A 15386-nucleotide genomic window follows, 5' to 3' on the forward strand; every position below is an offset into this window, starting at 1 on the left:
GAAAGATGTCGTAGCCGCTGCGAACCAGCAATGCGCCGACGAGGCGTCTGAGATTGAGGTCGCTTGGATAGGTCAGGTAGTGACGCCATTCGACCGGAAAGTGTGTTGGATCGAAGGTCAGCCGTTGTAAATCTCCATCACCCTAGGGGCGCAGCGGAAGGATCCTTTTGTTTCCGATATCAACGGATGTCACCACGGGCAGCATGTTCATCGGATCTGCGTAAGCGGGTGCGGTGGGAAACGGTTTTTGGTTCCACTGGTGCAAGACAGCCTGAATGTTGATCAGTCCGGTGCCTGTGATGGTGGGCGAGTTATCGGAGAGTTCAAACAGTTTCCTGGCGACGGCCCGCGAAGTGAAATCAGAGAAGTCCGGAAATGTATCGGCTACGGATTGCGACAGGGGCTTTTCAAAAAAACGTTTACCGGGACGGATTTCCCCCGGCTCGGTACCGATACGAAACGTTGCCACCGGTTGGCGTTCGGGATTTGTTTGCAGCATCTGCTCAAAAGCATCGAAATGTGTCGGAACAAATTCGGGGTGCTGTAGAAAGTACACTTTGGGCAGGCTGTTGGGGGCAGAGCCGATGGGCACGATGGGATAATGGAGCCAGCCGAGCTGGATGGAATCTGCGGATGATGGTGGGTTCAGATCGCCCCATGGTAACCAGAAGTAGGGTGTCTGGACCGATGAGGCACTGTTGTCGTTCGCCGGCGGTGTAGAGTCCTCGGGCTCATTGAGTCGCGGTCGCTTGCTCGGGCCGGGCGAGGGTTCGTCAAATTCGGCGACGGCGCGAAGAGGGTCTGGTGCGAAGCTTTCGTCTGTTGTCGTGCTCTGCGCTTTTCGGCGCCAGAGTTTTGTCCCGGGAATGTGTTCAAAAAAAATGGCGGGTGAGTCACTTGTCGTGGCAAAGGCTTGCTGATATTCGCCATCGGCGTTTTGACGCACCATGACGGTTCCTTCTGCCGTATCGACATAGGTCTGTTTGAGCTTGTTGTAGCGGATTCCGTTCGCTGAGAGTTCAGCTTTGCTCAGCTTTGCTGCGTTTTCTGGTGAAAGGTAGGACGGTGTTTGCGGTTTTACGGCTTCAGCGCCCGAAGTCCGAGTAAGTTGCCAGCCCGGTTGTTCGATGCGCCAACTGGCCTGGCCTTGATTTTTCGTCAGAATCGGGCCTGGAACGCCCGGTGCAAAGGAGAGTGGAACGTAATATTGTCCTTGCCGATTCTGTTCTACAACGAACTGGCCCTCTGTTCCGATCTGGGCGTAGGTTCGCAGATCCGGCCCAGTGAACAATCCTGTGTTGTCTGCAAGCGGCACCAACTCGTTGAATCGGCTTTGAGGCCAGGCAATCTGGCTGCGAGCGGTGATGTAGCTATCAAGTTCGGCACCGGGCATCCTGCTCACTGTGACGTTGGCTACACGAGAGGTGGCGTCTTGAGAGATATTCGGAAAGTGCTGTGCGGACGTTGAATCGATGCCAGGCAGGTATACGTCCGGAAGGTGTGTTGTACCGCGGTTATCTGAGAGATAGTCCACAGATCGGGTCGTTGTACTTGTTGTACTCGTAGTACCGGATCCAGTTGTAGTAACAGGCGCTTTTTTTGTTGGCTTGATCATATAGGTTTATTCCATCCATTGGATTTTTTGAAAGCGGGAGAAACTGCCTTTTCGTGGCGTTCAGGCGCAGCCGATCAACGCGCGGTAATGCCTGAGCGCTTCAACCGCTGAGTGCGCAATAAGTTGTCGGTTTTAAATCGATTTTTGTGTGTTGGTGGGGCAGGCTAATTTATGGCGAAACCTGGCGTTGATAGACCCGGTGTCTGATGGGTGCAGCGATTCAAGACCTGCAGTTTCGCGTAATCAACAACTTCGCTGTCCAGCAGCCAACGGCGTCTGGCAAAGCTATAGCTGAGTATTCCGGCTCGATTGTCGATCACACTGATATGTCTGACCCTGATGTCCTTGTCGGCAATGGCGATGAATTCTTCGGGCAACGCTGTGGCCCAGTCGTCGGGGGCTTCGAAAAATCTGGCATCGAGGCCATCGAAATAAATTGTGTCGAAGGAGAGGTCGACAGTTTTGACAATGCCTTTCGCAGTGACGACACGCACTTGATCGACAAGATCTTCACTGTCGTAGTCTGGTAGATAGACCGTACACGTTCCAATCTGCAGTTGATTTTTCTCCAGTTTTATTTCGACATTGCCCAGTGCGCTGGCATCGAACTCCCACGTGGACGAAAAGCGCAATCTGTTGTTGGCCTTTGCCAGTGCGCCTGGCGTAGCGATTCTGATTATTAGGTCTGCCGCGAGATGGATCAGATATGTCGCCCCGTCACCTAGCAGACTTTCGATCGCGGTTTGTTCAGGATAAGACGTCAGCGTGGCGCAGGCGGATCTGGCGCTCAGTTGATAGGCTTCGTTCACGGGAAGTTCAAACAGGTACAGACCTGCGCGGTATTGCTCTGGAAGAGGGATCCGGGTTTTCCACTTCGTGAATGCGTACACCTTATAGTTTGCAGCCACGGGAGGCACGTCAGTTTTCAGTGTGAGATGAGCATTGAAAGCGACGCCGTCACTGAATGCAAAAACATATTGATGATCGGGGTAGAGCGCCATGGTTCTTAGCGTTTTCACGCTATTCATTGGATCGTTTCCACCCCTTGCCTGCGCGAACAACTTGATTGTTAATGTCTTTTTCCCAAAGTAATAGACCAGATCGCAACCCATTAACAGATCATGTTTTTTTGCCGATATTCTCGCCAGGAAGTGTGCTTCTGATTTAGTCAGTTCATCACTCGCGAAGTCCAGAAAAATTCTGGTGACAGCGTTGGTACGCTTTACTGCGTAAAACCGGGTGTGTTGTTGAGTTCTTGGAATGTAATAGCTGGCATCGTTGTTGTGCCGGATTATGCAATCGGATGTGTAAAGAATGACCGGACTTTGCGGTCGTCCTTTGCGGGTGATGACCACCTCGACGTCGATGGGTCTTTCGCTTTTGATTGATTCAGGAAGCTCAGGTACCAGATAAAAGCCGTCCTCGGTAATGAAGGTGAGTTTGTTGTTCTTTAATTGATAATCGTCACCGAGCCGTTTGTAGATGTCACGGATGATGACCTTGCTTCTGGGCCTGTCGTGGAAATCGAATTTCGAAGTGATGACCAGCGCGCTCTTCTCGATGATCCAGCTTTCAATCAGATCCATTCGCCAATTCAAGACAATGACGCTTTCTTGCTTACCGTCTTCGATGATGCAAATGCAGCCCGCTTCATGGGCAATGAAATACTCGTCTGCTCCGGATTCACCCGATGCCGTTGCACCTTTGTGAATCAAATGAATCTGGTCGTTTCCTGCACCAGCTCTGATGGTGTCGATGCCACGGGACTTGATGATGTTGCGTTGTGCTGTACCGGTGACGGTGCTTGTGGCATGCGCGACGGTTTCAACATTCTCGATACTTTCCAGAACGCTGTGGAGCGTACGTTTTTTTCCGCCTTCGGCCGATGGATCAGGGGTGATTACCTGGAGCCTCCCCGCCACCAGGTCGATGTCATACCCGGGTTGCTCCGCAGCACTAAGGTTATAAAGGCCGCCAAGGGACAAAGTGTCGTTGCCTGCTCCGCCCTTCAATGTCGAATAATGGTCATCCCTGGAAACATTCTTGAGTCGATCGGCAGCGCCTTCGAAGACGAATCGATCGTCTTTGTCCCCCCCTGTCAGCTCTTTTCTTCCGGTCTTGTAAAAAAAGGCGTTTGGTTTTTTTTCAACCCCTCGGATTGAGTCTTTACCGTCACTGATGAACCACAGGACCGCTTTGTGCTCTGCCGCGGAGCCCAGTTGCGCGCCCGGAGTGGCACCGCTAACACCTTCGCGGGCGTCAATGGTGTCATCGACTCCTGTTATTTGTGGAAGATTGACGGTTTGCCACCGGTCTTGTTTAGTCCACCAGTTACGTGCCCATATCCGAGTCGGCTTGAGGTTGACCTCAAAAGCACCATGAACGATGGCTTCGGTGGTGTCCTTCAGCTCGCCATCCAGCAGTTTCTTTGCCGCGTCCTTCATTTTCCTGGAGTGCTCGACCCTGGTTTTGGCAATGCTGTAGCGATCCTGCACATCGGCGTCAGGATCCATGAAACAGAACGAGAACCAGCCTGTGCGCCAGCGCTCATTGGTGGTGAGTTCGATGTAATCGTCAATATCGTCCACCAGTCTTACGGCAGCGTAAGCCTGAGCGCCAATGGCCAGAATCGCTCCCGCCGCGAGTCCGACCGGACCTGCAAAAGAAAAGCCTGCCATCGCTGCGCTGCCGAGTATCAGGGTCATGGCGGCACTCGTTAGGCTCAAACCGGCACTGATGTAATGATCCAGCGCTTCTTTCCCGGTTGCATTGTCTGCAGCGGTCAAGGATGTGACCGCGGCATGTAAATCGAAAGGCAGCGTCAGCGCTCCCCCGATCAACCCACCGGAACGACCCAATCTCACGGCGAATCGGGTTTTGGCGAAGTCCTTGTAGGCAAATTGGCCAACCTTGATCATTTGCGTGGCCATTTTAGTCACGGCCATGTCTACAGTTATGGAGCCCACTTCAGAGGTGATGCCCGCGCTATTGATTACGGCTTGCGCGGTGTCACTGTTTCTGACCGCATCGACCACCCCGCGCAAACCCATGAATATTCCAAAGGCTTGAATCCCGACACTTGAGCCGAGCAGGCAGTCGCTCTTGATCATTGACACCCAGCGAGGGCTGCTCTTGGACAGGTAGGCATGACGCAAATCGAGTTTTTGCGCGGAGCCTAGAAGTTTCGCAAGTGTGCTGTGGTATGTACCCTGATCAACATCGCTCGTGGGATTGTTTCCAAGCATCGGCGGGGCGTCTAATGGACGTCGGCTGGCAATTTCGAACAGCAGCGACGACAACAGGTAGCCCTCCGTGACCGTAGTTGATTTCATTCGGGTTTCTATATCGGGCGAGCTGAACTGTAACGAGTTGATGAAGGAGCGCTTGGGCGTTCGAAAGAAAGTGTTCTGACCATTCAGGTGTTGTCCGCCCGTCGTTGCGCCCAAAACGTCCAGGGAAACTCGTGTAATTGAAATAGAGCCGATATGAAGTGGACCGAACAGATCGTCGACGATTTTCAGCTGTTGTGTTTGGCGTTTGTTCGCGGTGGCGATTTCGCCATCAAAATCGATGGTCGAAGCTGTGCGCTCATTGGCATGGAAGCCTATATCGGTGATTACTACGGAGTCAGTTTGCTGGAACGAATCCGGTGTAAAAGTGGCCATTTGAACATCCTTGTTCTGCCCAATTATTTGTCGAATAGCGCGGTTATATTAGGTTTTGTTTTTTAGAGTTGTACATCCATGGGTTGTTGCGTTGTATTTCGCCCGACGCGGCAAGTTGAAATGCCCTTTAAATATCTCAGTGGCTGCTGAGTAACGATACGGCTCCTGCACTACCGAACAAACCGGCGCTGATCCGGTTGAACCAACTTTGTCCCTTGCCGCTGCGCAGATAGCGCGCAGCACCATGGGCGCCCAGTCCGTAGGCCAGTTTGCACAGCAGGTCCAGCAAGGTCCAGGTTGCAATCATCACCAGTAACTGCGGCAGGAAAGGCTGTTCGGCGCTGAGGAACTGTGGCAGAAACGCGGCGAAGAACAGAATGTCTTTCGGATTGCTCGCGCCCAGCACGAACGCGCGCCCGAACAGTGCACGAAAACGTGGGACAGCCGTCGCTTGTGGCACTTCGGCGCCTGTCGAAGGCTGGCGCGACTGCTGCCAGCTCTGCCAGGCAAGATAGAACAGGTAAAATGCGCCGATGATTTTCAGCGCGCTGAATAACTGTTCCGAAGCCAGTAGCAGGGCCCCCAAGCCAAGCGCGGATGCGCTGAGCAAACAGATCGAAGCAATCACGCCGCCGAGAAACGCCGGGTAAGAGCGCCGCAAACCGTAATTCAGGCTGTTGCTGATCATCAGCAACGACAGTGGCCCCGGAATCAGGATCACCACCAGTGCAGCGCCGCTGAACAGCAGCCAGGTTTCCAGACTCATCACTTTCCTCCTTTTTTGTTGTACTCAAGAATGTGCAAAAGCCCCACCCGCCAGGGTGAGGCTGTTTTGAAGCCAGAACCGCTTAACGCTTACAAGAAGATGAACTTGGCGATGAAGATCGCGCAGAGCACCCACAGGCTGACGGAAATTTCCTTGTACTTGCCGGTACCGGTCTTCAGCGCCACATAAGTGATGAAGCCCAGCGCGATACCATCGGCGACCGAGAAGGTCAGCGGCATCATGATCGCGGTGACGATGGCAGGAATCGCGTCAGTGGCTTCGTCCCATTCGATGTGGGCCATGCCGCCCATCATCAGCATCGCAACGTAGATCAGTGCACCGGCGGTGGCGTAAGCGGGAATCATGCCAGCCAGTGGTGCGAAAAACATTGCCGCTATAAATAGCACACCTACGGTGACGGCGGTAAGACCAGTCCGACCGCCAGCGGCCACGCCGGCAGCACTTTCTACATAGCTGGTGACAGGCGGTACACCGACCACGGCACCGAAAACGCTGGAAGCACTGTCGGCTTTCATGGCGCGGGAGAGGTTTTCGATGCGACCGTCAGCGCCGACCAGATTGGCACGCTGGGCAACGCCCATCAGGGTACCGGCGGTGTCGAACATGTGCACAAAGAGGAAGGCCAGCACCACACTGATCATGCTGACGTTAAACACGCCAGCAACGTTCATCGCCATAAAGGTCGGCGCCAGGCTCGGCGGCGTCGACATGATGCCCTCGTAATGCACGATGCCCAGGCTCCAACCGGCCAGCGTCACGGTGATGATGCTGATGAGGATCGCGCCAAAAACTTTGTGGTAGCTGAGGATGGCGATCATCAGGAAGCAGATGGCGGCGAGCAGCGGGCCCGGTTCACGCAGGGAACCGAGTTTGATCAGCGTGGCCGGGCTGTCGACGACGATGCCTGCGGTTTTCAGGCCGATCAGGCCAAGGAAAAGACCGACCCCTGCGCCCATCGCAAAGCGCAGGCTCACAGGAATACTGTTGAGCAGCCATTCGCGAATCCGCGAGAAGGTCAGGATCATGAACAGCACGCCTGAGACGAACACTGCGCCCAGCGCCGTTTCCCAGTTGTAGCCCATGGTGCCGACCACGGTGTAGGTGAAGAAAGCGTTCAGGCCCATGCCCGGCGCCAGACCCACCGGCCAGTTGGCGTAAAGGCCCATCAACAGGCAGCCCAGCGCAGCGGCGATACAGGTGGCGACGAATGCCGCACCATGGTCAATCCCGGCATCGGCCATGATGTTCGGGTTGACGAAGATGATGTAAGCCATCGTGATGAAGGTTGTCAGACCGGCAATCAACTCGGTCTTCACCGTGGTGCCATGCAAGCTGAGTTTAAACAGGCGCTCCAGCAGGCCATTGCGTAACGGCGGCGAGAGATCCAGCGTCGATGCTTCGGATTTGCGGCTTTCCACAGCGAGTACTCCTCAAGAGTTTTATTGTTATTTCCAGGGCCGGACCCATGAGGGGTGGCAGCGGCCCTTTGAGGCATACGCGAATTTGTTGACCATAAGGTCAGGAACTCGCACGCTGTGGATTATGCTTTTGTGTACAAATAAAGCAAATATTGTTTTTGATTTTGTTTGCGAACGGTCCGACGATAGCGATATATCGCCACTGCGTGCCCTTCGCGAGCAAGCCAGACGATTCAATGGAGATGTGCCTGACTCTCACCCAAGGCCAGATTCACCGCCAACCACCCATTCACCGCTGTCTCCCCAGCCTCGGCGAACACCCGCTCCAGCAACTTCACCTGCTCACGGCGCAACGACTGTTCGAACTTCCTCCCTTCGGCCGTCAATTCCAGCAGGCGCTTACGCTTGTCAGCCTGCGATGCCACGCTGTCGACCAGATGCATTTCCTGCAACTGGCGCAGCGGCATGTTCAGCGCCTGCTTGCTCACCCCAAGCAAGGCCAGCAACTCCTTGACGCTCAAATTTGGATAACGAGCGATGAAAAACACAATCCGTTGATGCACCCGAGACAACCCGCGGCGCTCAAGCATTTCATCAGCCTTGGCGGTGAAGGCCTGATAACCGAAGAAGAACGCTTCCATGGCCTGTTGCTGACTGGTTGGGTTTTTAAGGTCAATCATGTTGACGTACTCGCTCGGGTTATCGTAATTTCAGTCAATAAGTTTGACTCATTTTTCACATGCCTCGCTACCGGTGACTTCCATGGCTTTTTCCGAACGTGTCTCGCGCCTTAAAAGTTCTTTGATCCGTGAAATCCTCGCCGCCGCTCAGCGTCCGGAAGTGATGTCATTCGCCGGCGGCCTGCCTGCCGAGGCCATGTTGCCGAAAGTCGAATGGGGTGACATGCCGCTGTCCCTCGGCCAATACGGTATGAGCGAGGGTGAGCCGGCGCTGCGCGAAGCCCTGGCCGCAGAGGCGAGGGCGCTAGGCTTGGCGTGTGAGGCGAGTCAGGTGCTGGTGGTCAGTGGCTCCCAGCAGACTCTTGATTTGGCGGCCAAGCTGTACATCGACAAGGGCACCGAGATTCTTCTGGAAGCACCGACTTATCTGGCCGCTTTGCAGATATTCCAATTGTTTGGCGCCGAATGCCTGACCGTGCCGCAGGAGTCCGATGGCCCGAACCTGGCGCAATTGCGCAGTCGTCTGGAGCAACACCGTCCGGCGTTCATCTACTTGATCCCGACGTTCCAGAACCCATCCGCCGTGCGCTACAGCGAGGCCAAGCGTGCAGCCGTCGCCGCATTGCTCGATGAATTCGGTGTGACATTGATCGAAGACGAACCCTACCGCGAACTGACGTTCGACGGCGCCAGCGCCAAGCCGATTGCCGCACGGCTGCGCAATTCCAGTTGGATTTACACCGGCACGGTCTCGAAGACCTTGCTACCCGGTTTGCGTGTCGGCTACCTGATCGCCAGCCCGGATCTGTTTGCGCCTCTGCTCAAGCTCAAGCAATCGGCGGATCTGCACACCAATCGCATCGGTCAGTGGCAAGCACTGCAATGGATCGGCACTGAGCAATACCAGCAGCACTTGAGTGAGTTGCGCGGTTTTTACCGAGAACGGCGCGATGCCTTTCAGTCAGCGCTGGAAACGCACTTTTCGGATCTGGCGGACTGGAACACGCCGCAGGGTGGGCTGTTTTTCTGGTTGACGCTGAAACAGCCGCTGGACACGCGCACGTTGCTTAACGAGGCGTTGGCCAATGATGTGGCGTTCATGCCAGGGGAGCCGTTCTTTCCCGATCCCGATAAAAATCTCGGACATTTGCGTCTTAACTTCAGCCACATTGACGCGGCACGGCTGGATGAAGGGCTCAAGCGATTGGCGGCGGTGGTGCGTCAGGCGCAACGAGACAGGGCGGCCTGAACATTTTTGTCTGGATTTTTGTGCTGACTGGGCGGTCTTTTTCGCGAGCAACCCCGACCCCAAAGGGGAAATACATTGAACGATGTGCGGGCTTGCTCGCGAAGGCGTCAGTCAGAACGGCACAAAAACTTCAGGCCGCAGCAAACCGCTTATCCAGATAATCAATGATCACCTTGGACTCATACATCCAGGTCGTCTGGCCATTCTCTTCAATCCGCAGGCACGGCACCTTGATTCGGCCACCCTGTTCCAGCAGTGTCTGGCGATCCTGCTCGTTGTTTTTCGCATCCTTGAGCGCCACCGGCACATTGAGGCGACGCAAAGTGCGACGGGTCTTCACGCAAAACGGGCAGGCGTGGAACTGATACAACGTCAGGTCCTTCGCAGCCGCTTCCACCTGTGCCTGAGCGGCGGCGGGGCGGTTTTTCTTGCCAGGGCGGGTGATGAAATCGATGAAAATGATCAGTTGGCCGAGGCCAACACGAAGTGCTTTAACGAACACGTTACAAGCCTCACAGAGATATTGAAGAAGGCGCGCAGCTTACCCGATTTTTCACGGGTGAAAAAAAACCGGCGATCAACGCCGGTTTTTTACTGTTGCCAATTACTTGATCAAGCTGAGGAATTCGCTGCGGGTGGCTGCGTTTTCACGGAACTCGCCGAGCATCACCGAAGTGATCATTGACGAATTCTGCTTCTCGACACCGCGCATCATCATGCACATGTGCTTGGCCTCGATCACCACGGCAACGCCCAGCGCGCCGGTGACTTGCTGCACCGCATCGGCGATCTGGCGGCTGAGGTTTTCCTGAATCTGCAGGCGGCGGGCGTACATGTCGACGATCCGTGCGACCTTCGACAAGCCCAGCACTTTGCCGCTCGGGATATAAGCAACATGCGCCTTGCCGATGAACGGCAGCAGGTGGTGTTCGCACAACGAGTACAACTCGATGTCCTTGACCAGCACCATTTCGCTGTTATCGGAGCTGAACAGGGCACCGTTGGTGACCTCTTCGAGCGTCTGTTCATAACCGCGGCAGAGGTACTGCATGGCTTTGGCGGCACGCTTTGGCGTGTCGAGCAGGCCCTCGCGGGAGACGTCCTCGCCCAGTTGGCCGAGAATCGCGGTGTAGTTCTGTTCCAGTGTCACAGAGGCTGATTCCATAAGGGTTTCAGGGGGGTACTGTTTCTGTCTGTACCAATTTTGTACCAATCAAGCTGATTTCGAGCTGTCCGAGTTAACCCCAGTCGGTGCTGGAGTTGATCCATCGGGCGCAGGTCGATAGCAACTACTGAACGCTATGACCGAGCTGAGTGGCAATAAACGCAGGGTTCATACCCGCCATGAGGCACATGGTAGCGTAAGTGTGTCGGCAGTTGTATTGCCGGCGGGCGCGAATCCTCAAATCGGCCGGTGTGAACCTGAAGCCTTTGCCGAGCCCCCGGGACTGTCAGGCAAATTCAAAGAGACGGAACCGATCGGCATCAAATCGCACAACGGGGCCGGTAGTTCGACGAATCGCCGTCAAACGGTTTTCCTAGCTTGCGACCGGTTTTCCAAACAGGACTATACCGATGGCGATCAGCAACCCCACGGCAAATAGCGCCGCTTTGCCAGGTTCTTTACGGTCCAGTGACGACAGCAGCGCCTGTAGCGATTGCAACGCGTAGAAAATCACAAACGCCTTTGATGCATACGTGATGATTTCGTAAATACCAGCACTCCAAGTGATGCCGATTGCCACAAGCGCAGTCACGAGGCTGCCCACATTCACAGACAGGCGCTTGTGCGTCGCTTCAGCGAGCAGTCCGCTAGCGCCATTCATATCGGCAACGGCTGCCGATGATTGGGACGCAAGGGCGGCCGCGATCAATAGTGGGGTGACGGCGGCACCGACAGGGGCAAGCATGTCGATAATCGCCGTTTCCCCGCCTTCGGCGGAGGGGCTGCCGTGAAATAAATGCGTCAGGAGAAAAACGAACCCGACGTAGATAAATGTTGATATCCACTGGGCATAGCGCATTGTCCGCAGCCGGGTTTGTGTGTCGTATTCGGCGCCCAAATAACGGGATGTTTCAAAGCCTTGGACCAGTACGATCAGTCCCAATAGAACCTGGAGTTTTCCGAGTCCTTCCTGTGGCTCAACAGGCGAAGAGATTGTATGGCCGGTGGTTGCGAACAAAATCAGCGCAGCGAAAATTCCGAGAATGACGCAGAGCTTGAGGCCGACGGCGTAGACCTCGATACGCTCAAGCGCCCTGAGCCCGCCAGATAGTCCAATCACGCCAACAGTGGCAATCGCGATTGAAGCGACAATTTGCACCGCCAGTCGGCTTTCTACCTCCACGATTCGCATGCCGAAGGCAGCGAACAGATTCAGGTAGTAAGCGACAGATACGAAATAGGCGAGTGACAATGCGAAATCAGAAGCTCGCTCAATGAAAACAGACGTTGGAGGCAACGACTTCAAACCGGGTTGCACATAACGAATGTTATGGCGCATCACCGCCCCGTAGAGGTAACCCAAAGAGCAAAGCGCCGCCATGGCGAGCCAGGCCGCGCTACCAAACGTGTTTGCCAGAATTGGACCTACGACCAGAAACCCAGATCCAATAATCGAGGCCAGAGGAGTGACCGTGGCACGCCACAGTCGCATTCTGAGTACGCGAGGGTGGAAGAAAACACAGGCGACCAGGATTGAAACAAGAATAAGGCCGGCATTGCTGATCACTAACGTTGCTCCAGAATGATCAAGTGCTCACTTGGAGCCTGATCGTCGTCATTTCCAGTGATGTCGATCGAATGAAGGGTAGCTCAAGGCGTTTTCAGGGCGGTCATGCCAGGCGTTGTTCTTATCCTTGCCTGGCTAGGTGACGACTTAAAAAATGCCAAGCGAAACAGGGTGTTTGATTGGCGTCAGCGAGGGAGCGAATGATCAGATGGTTTACTGATCTGGCTGGAGCGATGTCCCTTTCGATGAGCCGGTGTAACGGTTTTATTCGTCGCGACCTTCCATCATGGTGCGTTTAAGCATCACATAAACCGCGCCGGCCCCGCCGTGTCTGGCCTGGCACGAGCAGAAACCAAGCACTTGTGCGTGCTGGCGCAGCCAGGTGTTGACGTGGCTTTTGATCATCGGCCGCTTGCCGTCCAGGCGCACGGCCTTGCCGTGGGTGACGCGAACGCAGCGGATTTCGAATTTGGTCGCTTCGGCAAGAAACGCCCAGAGGGTTTCCCGGGCCTTTTCCACGTTCATGCCGTGCAGGTCGAGGCTGCCCTCGAACGGAATCTGCCCGACCTTGAGCTTGCGCATCTGACTTTCCTGTACCCCGTCGCGGGCCCACATCAACTCGTCTTCCGGGCCGACGTCAATCACGAACTGATCGGACAGGCCATCAACGGTGGTGGTGTCGGTGCGCACGGTAGCGGACTGGCGCAATTTGGCGATCTGCGCGCGGTCAGCTTTGGGTTTGCCGGTGTCGGCGCGGTCGTGCTTGATCGGCTTGACGCCTTGGATCGCACTTTTGAACAGGGAAAAATCGTCGTCTTGCATGTCAGCCTCCGCGAAGGGCGGCCAGTTTACCCAAGTCGAAACAAAACGGCCCGGCAAAAAGCCAGGCCATCGAGTCAGTCGTGTTTTTTCATCAGGTGCGGGGACATGTTCAATTCCCGCGATTGCCGTGCACGACGGCGGCAGCGACGCCACAGGGCGACACCGAAATACAGAAACAGCAAACCGACTGCCAGAATGATCGCGGAGCCCATTGGCGTGGCGTTCAAGTCGCCGAGCGCTGGCGGGCGCCCCAGCAGGCTGGCGGCCCCGGCCATTGCCAGCAGCACGCCGAATGTCGCCAGAATGGCTGCAATCGCCGCGCCGAATCGAAAACGCCAGTTGCTTTGGCCTTTGGGCCGCAAGCGGCGTGCGTCAAATCCATCGGATAACTTCATTCCGACCTTCCTCAATGGGTATCGGCCCTTCGACCGGGAGTTGACCGGGTTGTTCCTGAGGCTATGGCATTTGCGTCAAATGAGAGGCTTTTGTGGATGAGCGGCGGTGTGGGCCGCTCATCAGGGCGCGATCAGATGAGATCTTGTGTTTTGGCGAGGGTGGCAAAGTTGTCGGCCATGATCGCCATTTCCGCTTCTTGTACCACTTCGGCGCTGAGTACCCGGCCTTTGAACGGCAGGTCACGGGTGGCGCAAGCATCTTCAACGAGGGTGCAGCGAAAACCCAGGTTTTTCGCCGCACGCACGGTGGTGCTGACGCTGGAGTGGCTCATGAAACCGCAGACGATCAGGTCCAGCGAGCCAAGGTTTTGCAAGCGGTCGAGCAGTTCGGTGCCATGGAAGGCGCTCGGCAGCAGTTTGCCGATGATGGTTTCATCGCCCTGCGGTTCGAGGCCGGGGATGAATTCGCCGCGTTCGCCCTGTGGGTCGAACAGGCCACCGACGGTGCCGAGATGACGCACATGCACGATCGGCCGACCGGCTGCACGGGCCGCAGCGATCACTTGTTTGATGTTCGCGACGGCCGCATCCATGCCGCTCAGGGCCAGTGGGCCACTGAGATATTCTTTCTGGGCATCGATGATGACCACGGTGGCATGGCTCAGTGTGGCCGCTGCGTAACCGCGACCGCTGAGTTGAAACATCGTTTTTGGAACGGACATTCTGGGGCTCCTTGGGGTGGGGCTTTTGCGACATTGTCCTCTGGCTGAGCGGTTCTGTGAATCGCTACCATCGTAGGCACCGTCGTTGCTGGCTTGCAGCCTTGTCAAGTTACACGTTCTGTTCAATAGCTGATGCAAAAAACAGAAAACCCCTACCGCTGTGGCGGGATTTTTCCTGCGTCGTCGTGGCGCGTTTTGGCTGTTAGAATCGCCAGTCGTTTTTTCTGGAGTTCTGCCCCGTGATCACTTCCCGACTTCGTACCCTGCGCGACCACATCCGTTGGGCCGTCAGCCGCTTCCATGGGGAGGATCTGTTTTTCGGCCATGGCACCGACAATGCCTGGGACGAAGCCCGGCAACTGGTGCTGGGGGCATTGCATCTGCCGTGGGAAATCGCCGACAGCTATCTCGATTGCGCACTGGAAGATGACGAACTGGTCAATCTGCAACGCCTGCTCAAGCGTCGTATCGAAGAGCGTATCCCGACCGCTTACCTGTTGGGTGAGGCTTGGTTCTGCGGCATGTCGTTTATCGTCGACGAACGTGTATTGATCCCGCGTTCGCCGATTGGTGAGCTGATCGAAAACCATTTTGCGCCGTGGATTGGCAATGACCCTGCGCGAATTCTTGATCTGTGCACCGGTTCCGGTTGCATCGGCATTGCCTGCGCCTATGAGTTCCAGAACGCCGAAGTGGTGCTGGCGGATCTGTCGTTCGAAGCGCTGGAAGTGGCCAATCAGAACATCGAGCGCCATGGCGTCGATGAGCGTGTCTACACTGTGCAGGGCGATGGTTTCGAGGGGCTGCCGGGTCAGCGTTTCGACCTGATCGTGTCGAATCCGCCTTACGTCGATGCGCAAGATTTCGCCGACATGCCGGACGAATACCAGCACGAGCCGGAGCTGGCCCTGGCGTGCGGTGATGATGGTCTGAACCTGGTTCGGCGGATGCTCGCCGAAGCGGCGGATCACCTGACCGAGAAGGGGTTGCTGATTGTCGAAGTGGGTAACAGCCAGGTTCACGTCGAAGCGTTGTACCCGGAAGTCGACTTCGCCTGGCTCGAGTTCGAGCGCGGTGGGCATGGCGTGTTCATGTTGACGGCGCAGCAGTGCCGCGATCATCAAGCGCTATTCGCTTCTCGCGTCTGACCCCTGAACGCTTCGCGAGCAGGCTAGCTTGTATGGTAGGACTTGAAGGGAGGAGGAGGGACAAGGCTCGATTCTGACTGTTAGCGCAGTACAGACCGTGGGAGATTTCACCCTCCTCCTTTCACCCAAGCGCCGATAAAGAATGCATCTGGC

The 15386-nt window shown here is 55.7% G+C and carries 13 protein-coding genes and 1 pseudogene; 2 read left to right on the forward strand and 12 right to left on the reverse strand.

Translation table 11 applies throughout. The annotated features are described in order from the left end of the window. Positions 1–142: 142 nt before the first annotated feature. The 5 genes from AACY18_RS25675 to AACY18_RS25695 all read right to left on the reverse strand — a co-directional run bounded on the left by AACY18_RS25675 (position 143) and on the right by AACY18_RS25695 (position 8165). A complete protein-coding gene (locus AACY18_RS25675; protein ID WP_339466490.1) occupies positions 143–1534 on the reverse strand; it encodes a hypothetical protein in 1392 nt (463 codons plus the stop codon). 245 nt (positions 1535–1779) lie between these two features. Next, positions 1780–5280, reverse strand: coding sequence for a calcium-binding protein (locus AACY18_RS25680; RefSeq protein WP_339433857.1), 3501 nt, complete (start codon positions 5278–5280; stop codon positions 1780–1782). Positions 5281–5416: 136 nt separating this feature from the next. Further along, positions 5417–6046, reverse strand: a complete 630-nt coding sequence (locus AACY18_RS25685; protein ID WP_339433858.1) for a LysE family translocator — start codon at positions 6044–6046, stop codon at positions 5417–5419. A gap of 89 nt (positions 6047–6135) precedes the next feature. Continuing rightward, complete coding sequence (locus tag AACY18_RS25690) at positions 6136–7485, reverse strand: NCS2 family permease (RefSeq protein WP_339466491.1); 1350 nt, start codon at positions 7483–7485, stop codon at positions 6136–6138. Between the two features lie 233 nt (positions 7486–7718). Continuing rightward, a complete protein-coding gene (locus AACY18_RS25695) occupies positions 7719–8165 on the reverse strand; it encodes a MarR family winged helix-turn-helix transcriptional regulator (RefSeq protein ID WP_339433860.1) in 447 nt (148 codons plus the stop codon). An 82-nt stretch (positions 8166–8247) separates the two neighbouring features. Here AACY18_RS25695 and AACY18_RS25700 point away from each other — a divergent pair, with 82 nt between their 5' ends. Then, complete coding sequence (locus tag AACY18_RS25700) at positions 8248–9414, forward strand: aminotransferase-like domain-containing protein (protein ID WP_339466494.1); 1167 nt, start codon at positions 8248–8250, stop codon at positions 9412–9414. A gap of 130 nt (positions 9415–9544) precedes the next feature. Here the strand turns inward: AACY18_RS25700 and AACY18_RS25705 are convergent, their stop codons facing one another. The 7 genes and pseudogenes from AACY18_RS25705 to AACY18_RS25735 all read right to left on the reverse strand — a co-directional run bounded on the left by AACY18_RS25705 (position 9545) and on the right by AACY18_RS25735 (position 14085). Beyond that, the gene (locus AACY18_RS25705) at positions 9545–9916 is read right to left on the reverse strand and encodes a glutathione S-transferase N-terminal domain-containing protein (protein ID WP_339433862.1); all 372 of its coding nucleotides are present in this window, start codon (positions 9914–9916) and stop codon (positions 9545–9547) included. A 102-nt stretch (positions 9917–10018) separates the two neighbouring features. Next, on the reverse strand, positions 10019–10564 hold the full coding sequence (gene folE, locus AACY18_RS25710; protein WP_010456659.1) for a GTP cyclohydrolase I FolE: 546 nt from the start codon (positions 10562–10564) through the stop codon (positions 10019–10021). An 88-nt stretch (positions 10565–10652) separates the two neighbouring features. Beyond that, a pseudogene (locus tag AACY18_RS25715) lies at positions 10653–10820 on the reverse strand (site-specific integrase); the annotation flags it as partial. Positions 10821–10952: 132 nt separating this feature from the next. Then, a complete protein-coding gene (locus AACY18_RS25720) occupies positions 10953–12146 on the reverse strand; it encodes a hypothetical protein (protein ID WP_339433863.1) in 1194 nt (397 codons plus the stop codon). 264 nt (positions 12147–12410) lie between these two features. After that, entirely contained in the window at positions 12411–12968 is a 558-nt protein-coding gene (locus AACY18_RS25725; protein ID WP_221733919.1) for a Smr/MutS family protein, read from the reverse strand. A gap of 74 nt (positions 12969–13042) precedes the next feature. Beyond that, the gene (locus AACY18_RS25730; protein WP_007914024.1) at positions 13043–13363 is read right to left on the reverse strand and encodes a hypothetical protein; all 321 of its coding nucleotides are present in this window, start codon (positions 13361–13363) and stop codon (positions 13043–13045) included. A gap of 131 nt (positions 13364–13494) precedes the next feature. Continuing rightward, positions 13495–14085, reverse strand: a complete 591-nt coding sequence (locus AACY18_RS25735) for a cysteine hydrolase family protein (RefSeq protein ID WP_339433864.1) — start codon at positions 14083–14085, stop codon at positions 13495–13497. Between the two features lie 239 nt (positions 14086–14324). On the opposite strand from AACY18_RS25735, the gene prmB reads away from it, so the two are divergent. Continuing rightward, a complete protein-coding gene (prmB, locus tag AACY18_RS25740) occupies positions 14325–15233 on the forward strand; it encodes a 50S ribosomal protein L3 N(5)-glutamine methyltransferase (protein ID WP_339433865.1) in 909 nt (302 codons plus the stop codon). Positions 15234–15386 lie beyond the last annotated feature (153 nt).

This window comes from Pseudomonas sp. EA_65y_Pfl2_P74, from assembly GCF_963970575.1.
In the GTDB taxonomy this organism is placed as follows: Bacteria; Pseudomonadota; Gammaproteobacteria; order Pseudomonadales; family Pseudomonadaceae; genus Aquipseudomonas; species Aquipseudomonas baetica_A.

Excerpts from the sequence above, each read along its gene's own strand:
- AACY18_RS25700 (WP_339466494.1), top strand. The coding sequence starts at position 8,248 with ATGGCTTTTTCCGAACGTGTCTCGCGCCTTAAAAGTTCTTTGATCCGT.
- AACY18_RS25695 (WP_339433860.1), bottom strand. The coding sequence starts at position 8,165 with ATGATTGACCTTAAAAACCCAACCAGTCAGCAACAGGCCATGGAAGCG.
- AACY18_RS25685 (WP_339433858.1), bottom strand. The coding sequence starts at position 6,046 with ATGAGTCTGGAAACCTGGCTGCTGTTCAGCGGCGCTGCACTGGTGGTG.
- AACY18_RS25730 (WP_007914024.1), bottom strand. The coding sequence starts at position 13,363 with ATGAAGTTATCCGATGGATTTGACGCACGCCGCTTGCGGCCCAAAGGC.
- AACY18_RS25725 (WP_221733919.1), bottom strand. The coding sequence starts at position 12,968 with ATGCAAGACGACGATTTTTCCCTGTTCAAAAGTGCGATCCAAGGCGTC.
- AACY18_RS25735 (WP_339433864.1), bottom strand. The coding sequence starts at position 14,085 with ATGTCCGTTCCAAAAACGATGTTTCAACTCAGCGGTCGCGGTTACGCA.
- AACY18_RS25680 (WP_339433857.1), bottom strand. The coding sequence starts at position 5,280 with ATGGCCACTTTTACACCGGATTCGTTCCAGCAAACTGACTCCGTAGTA.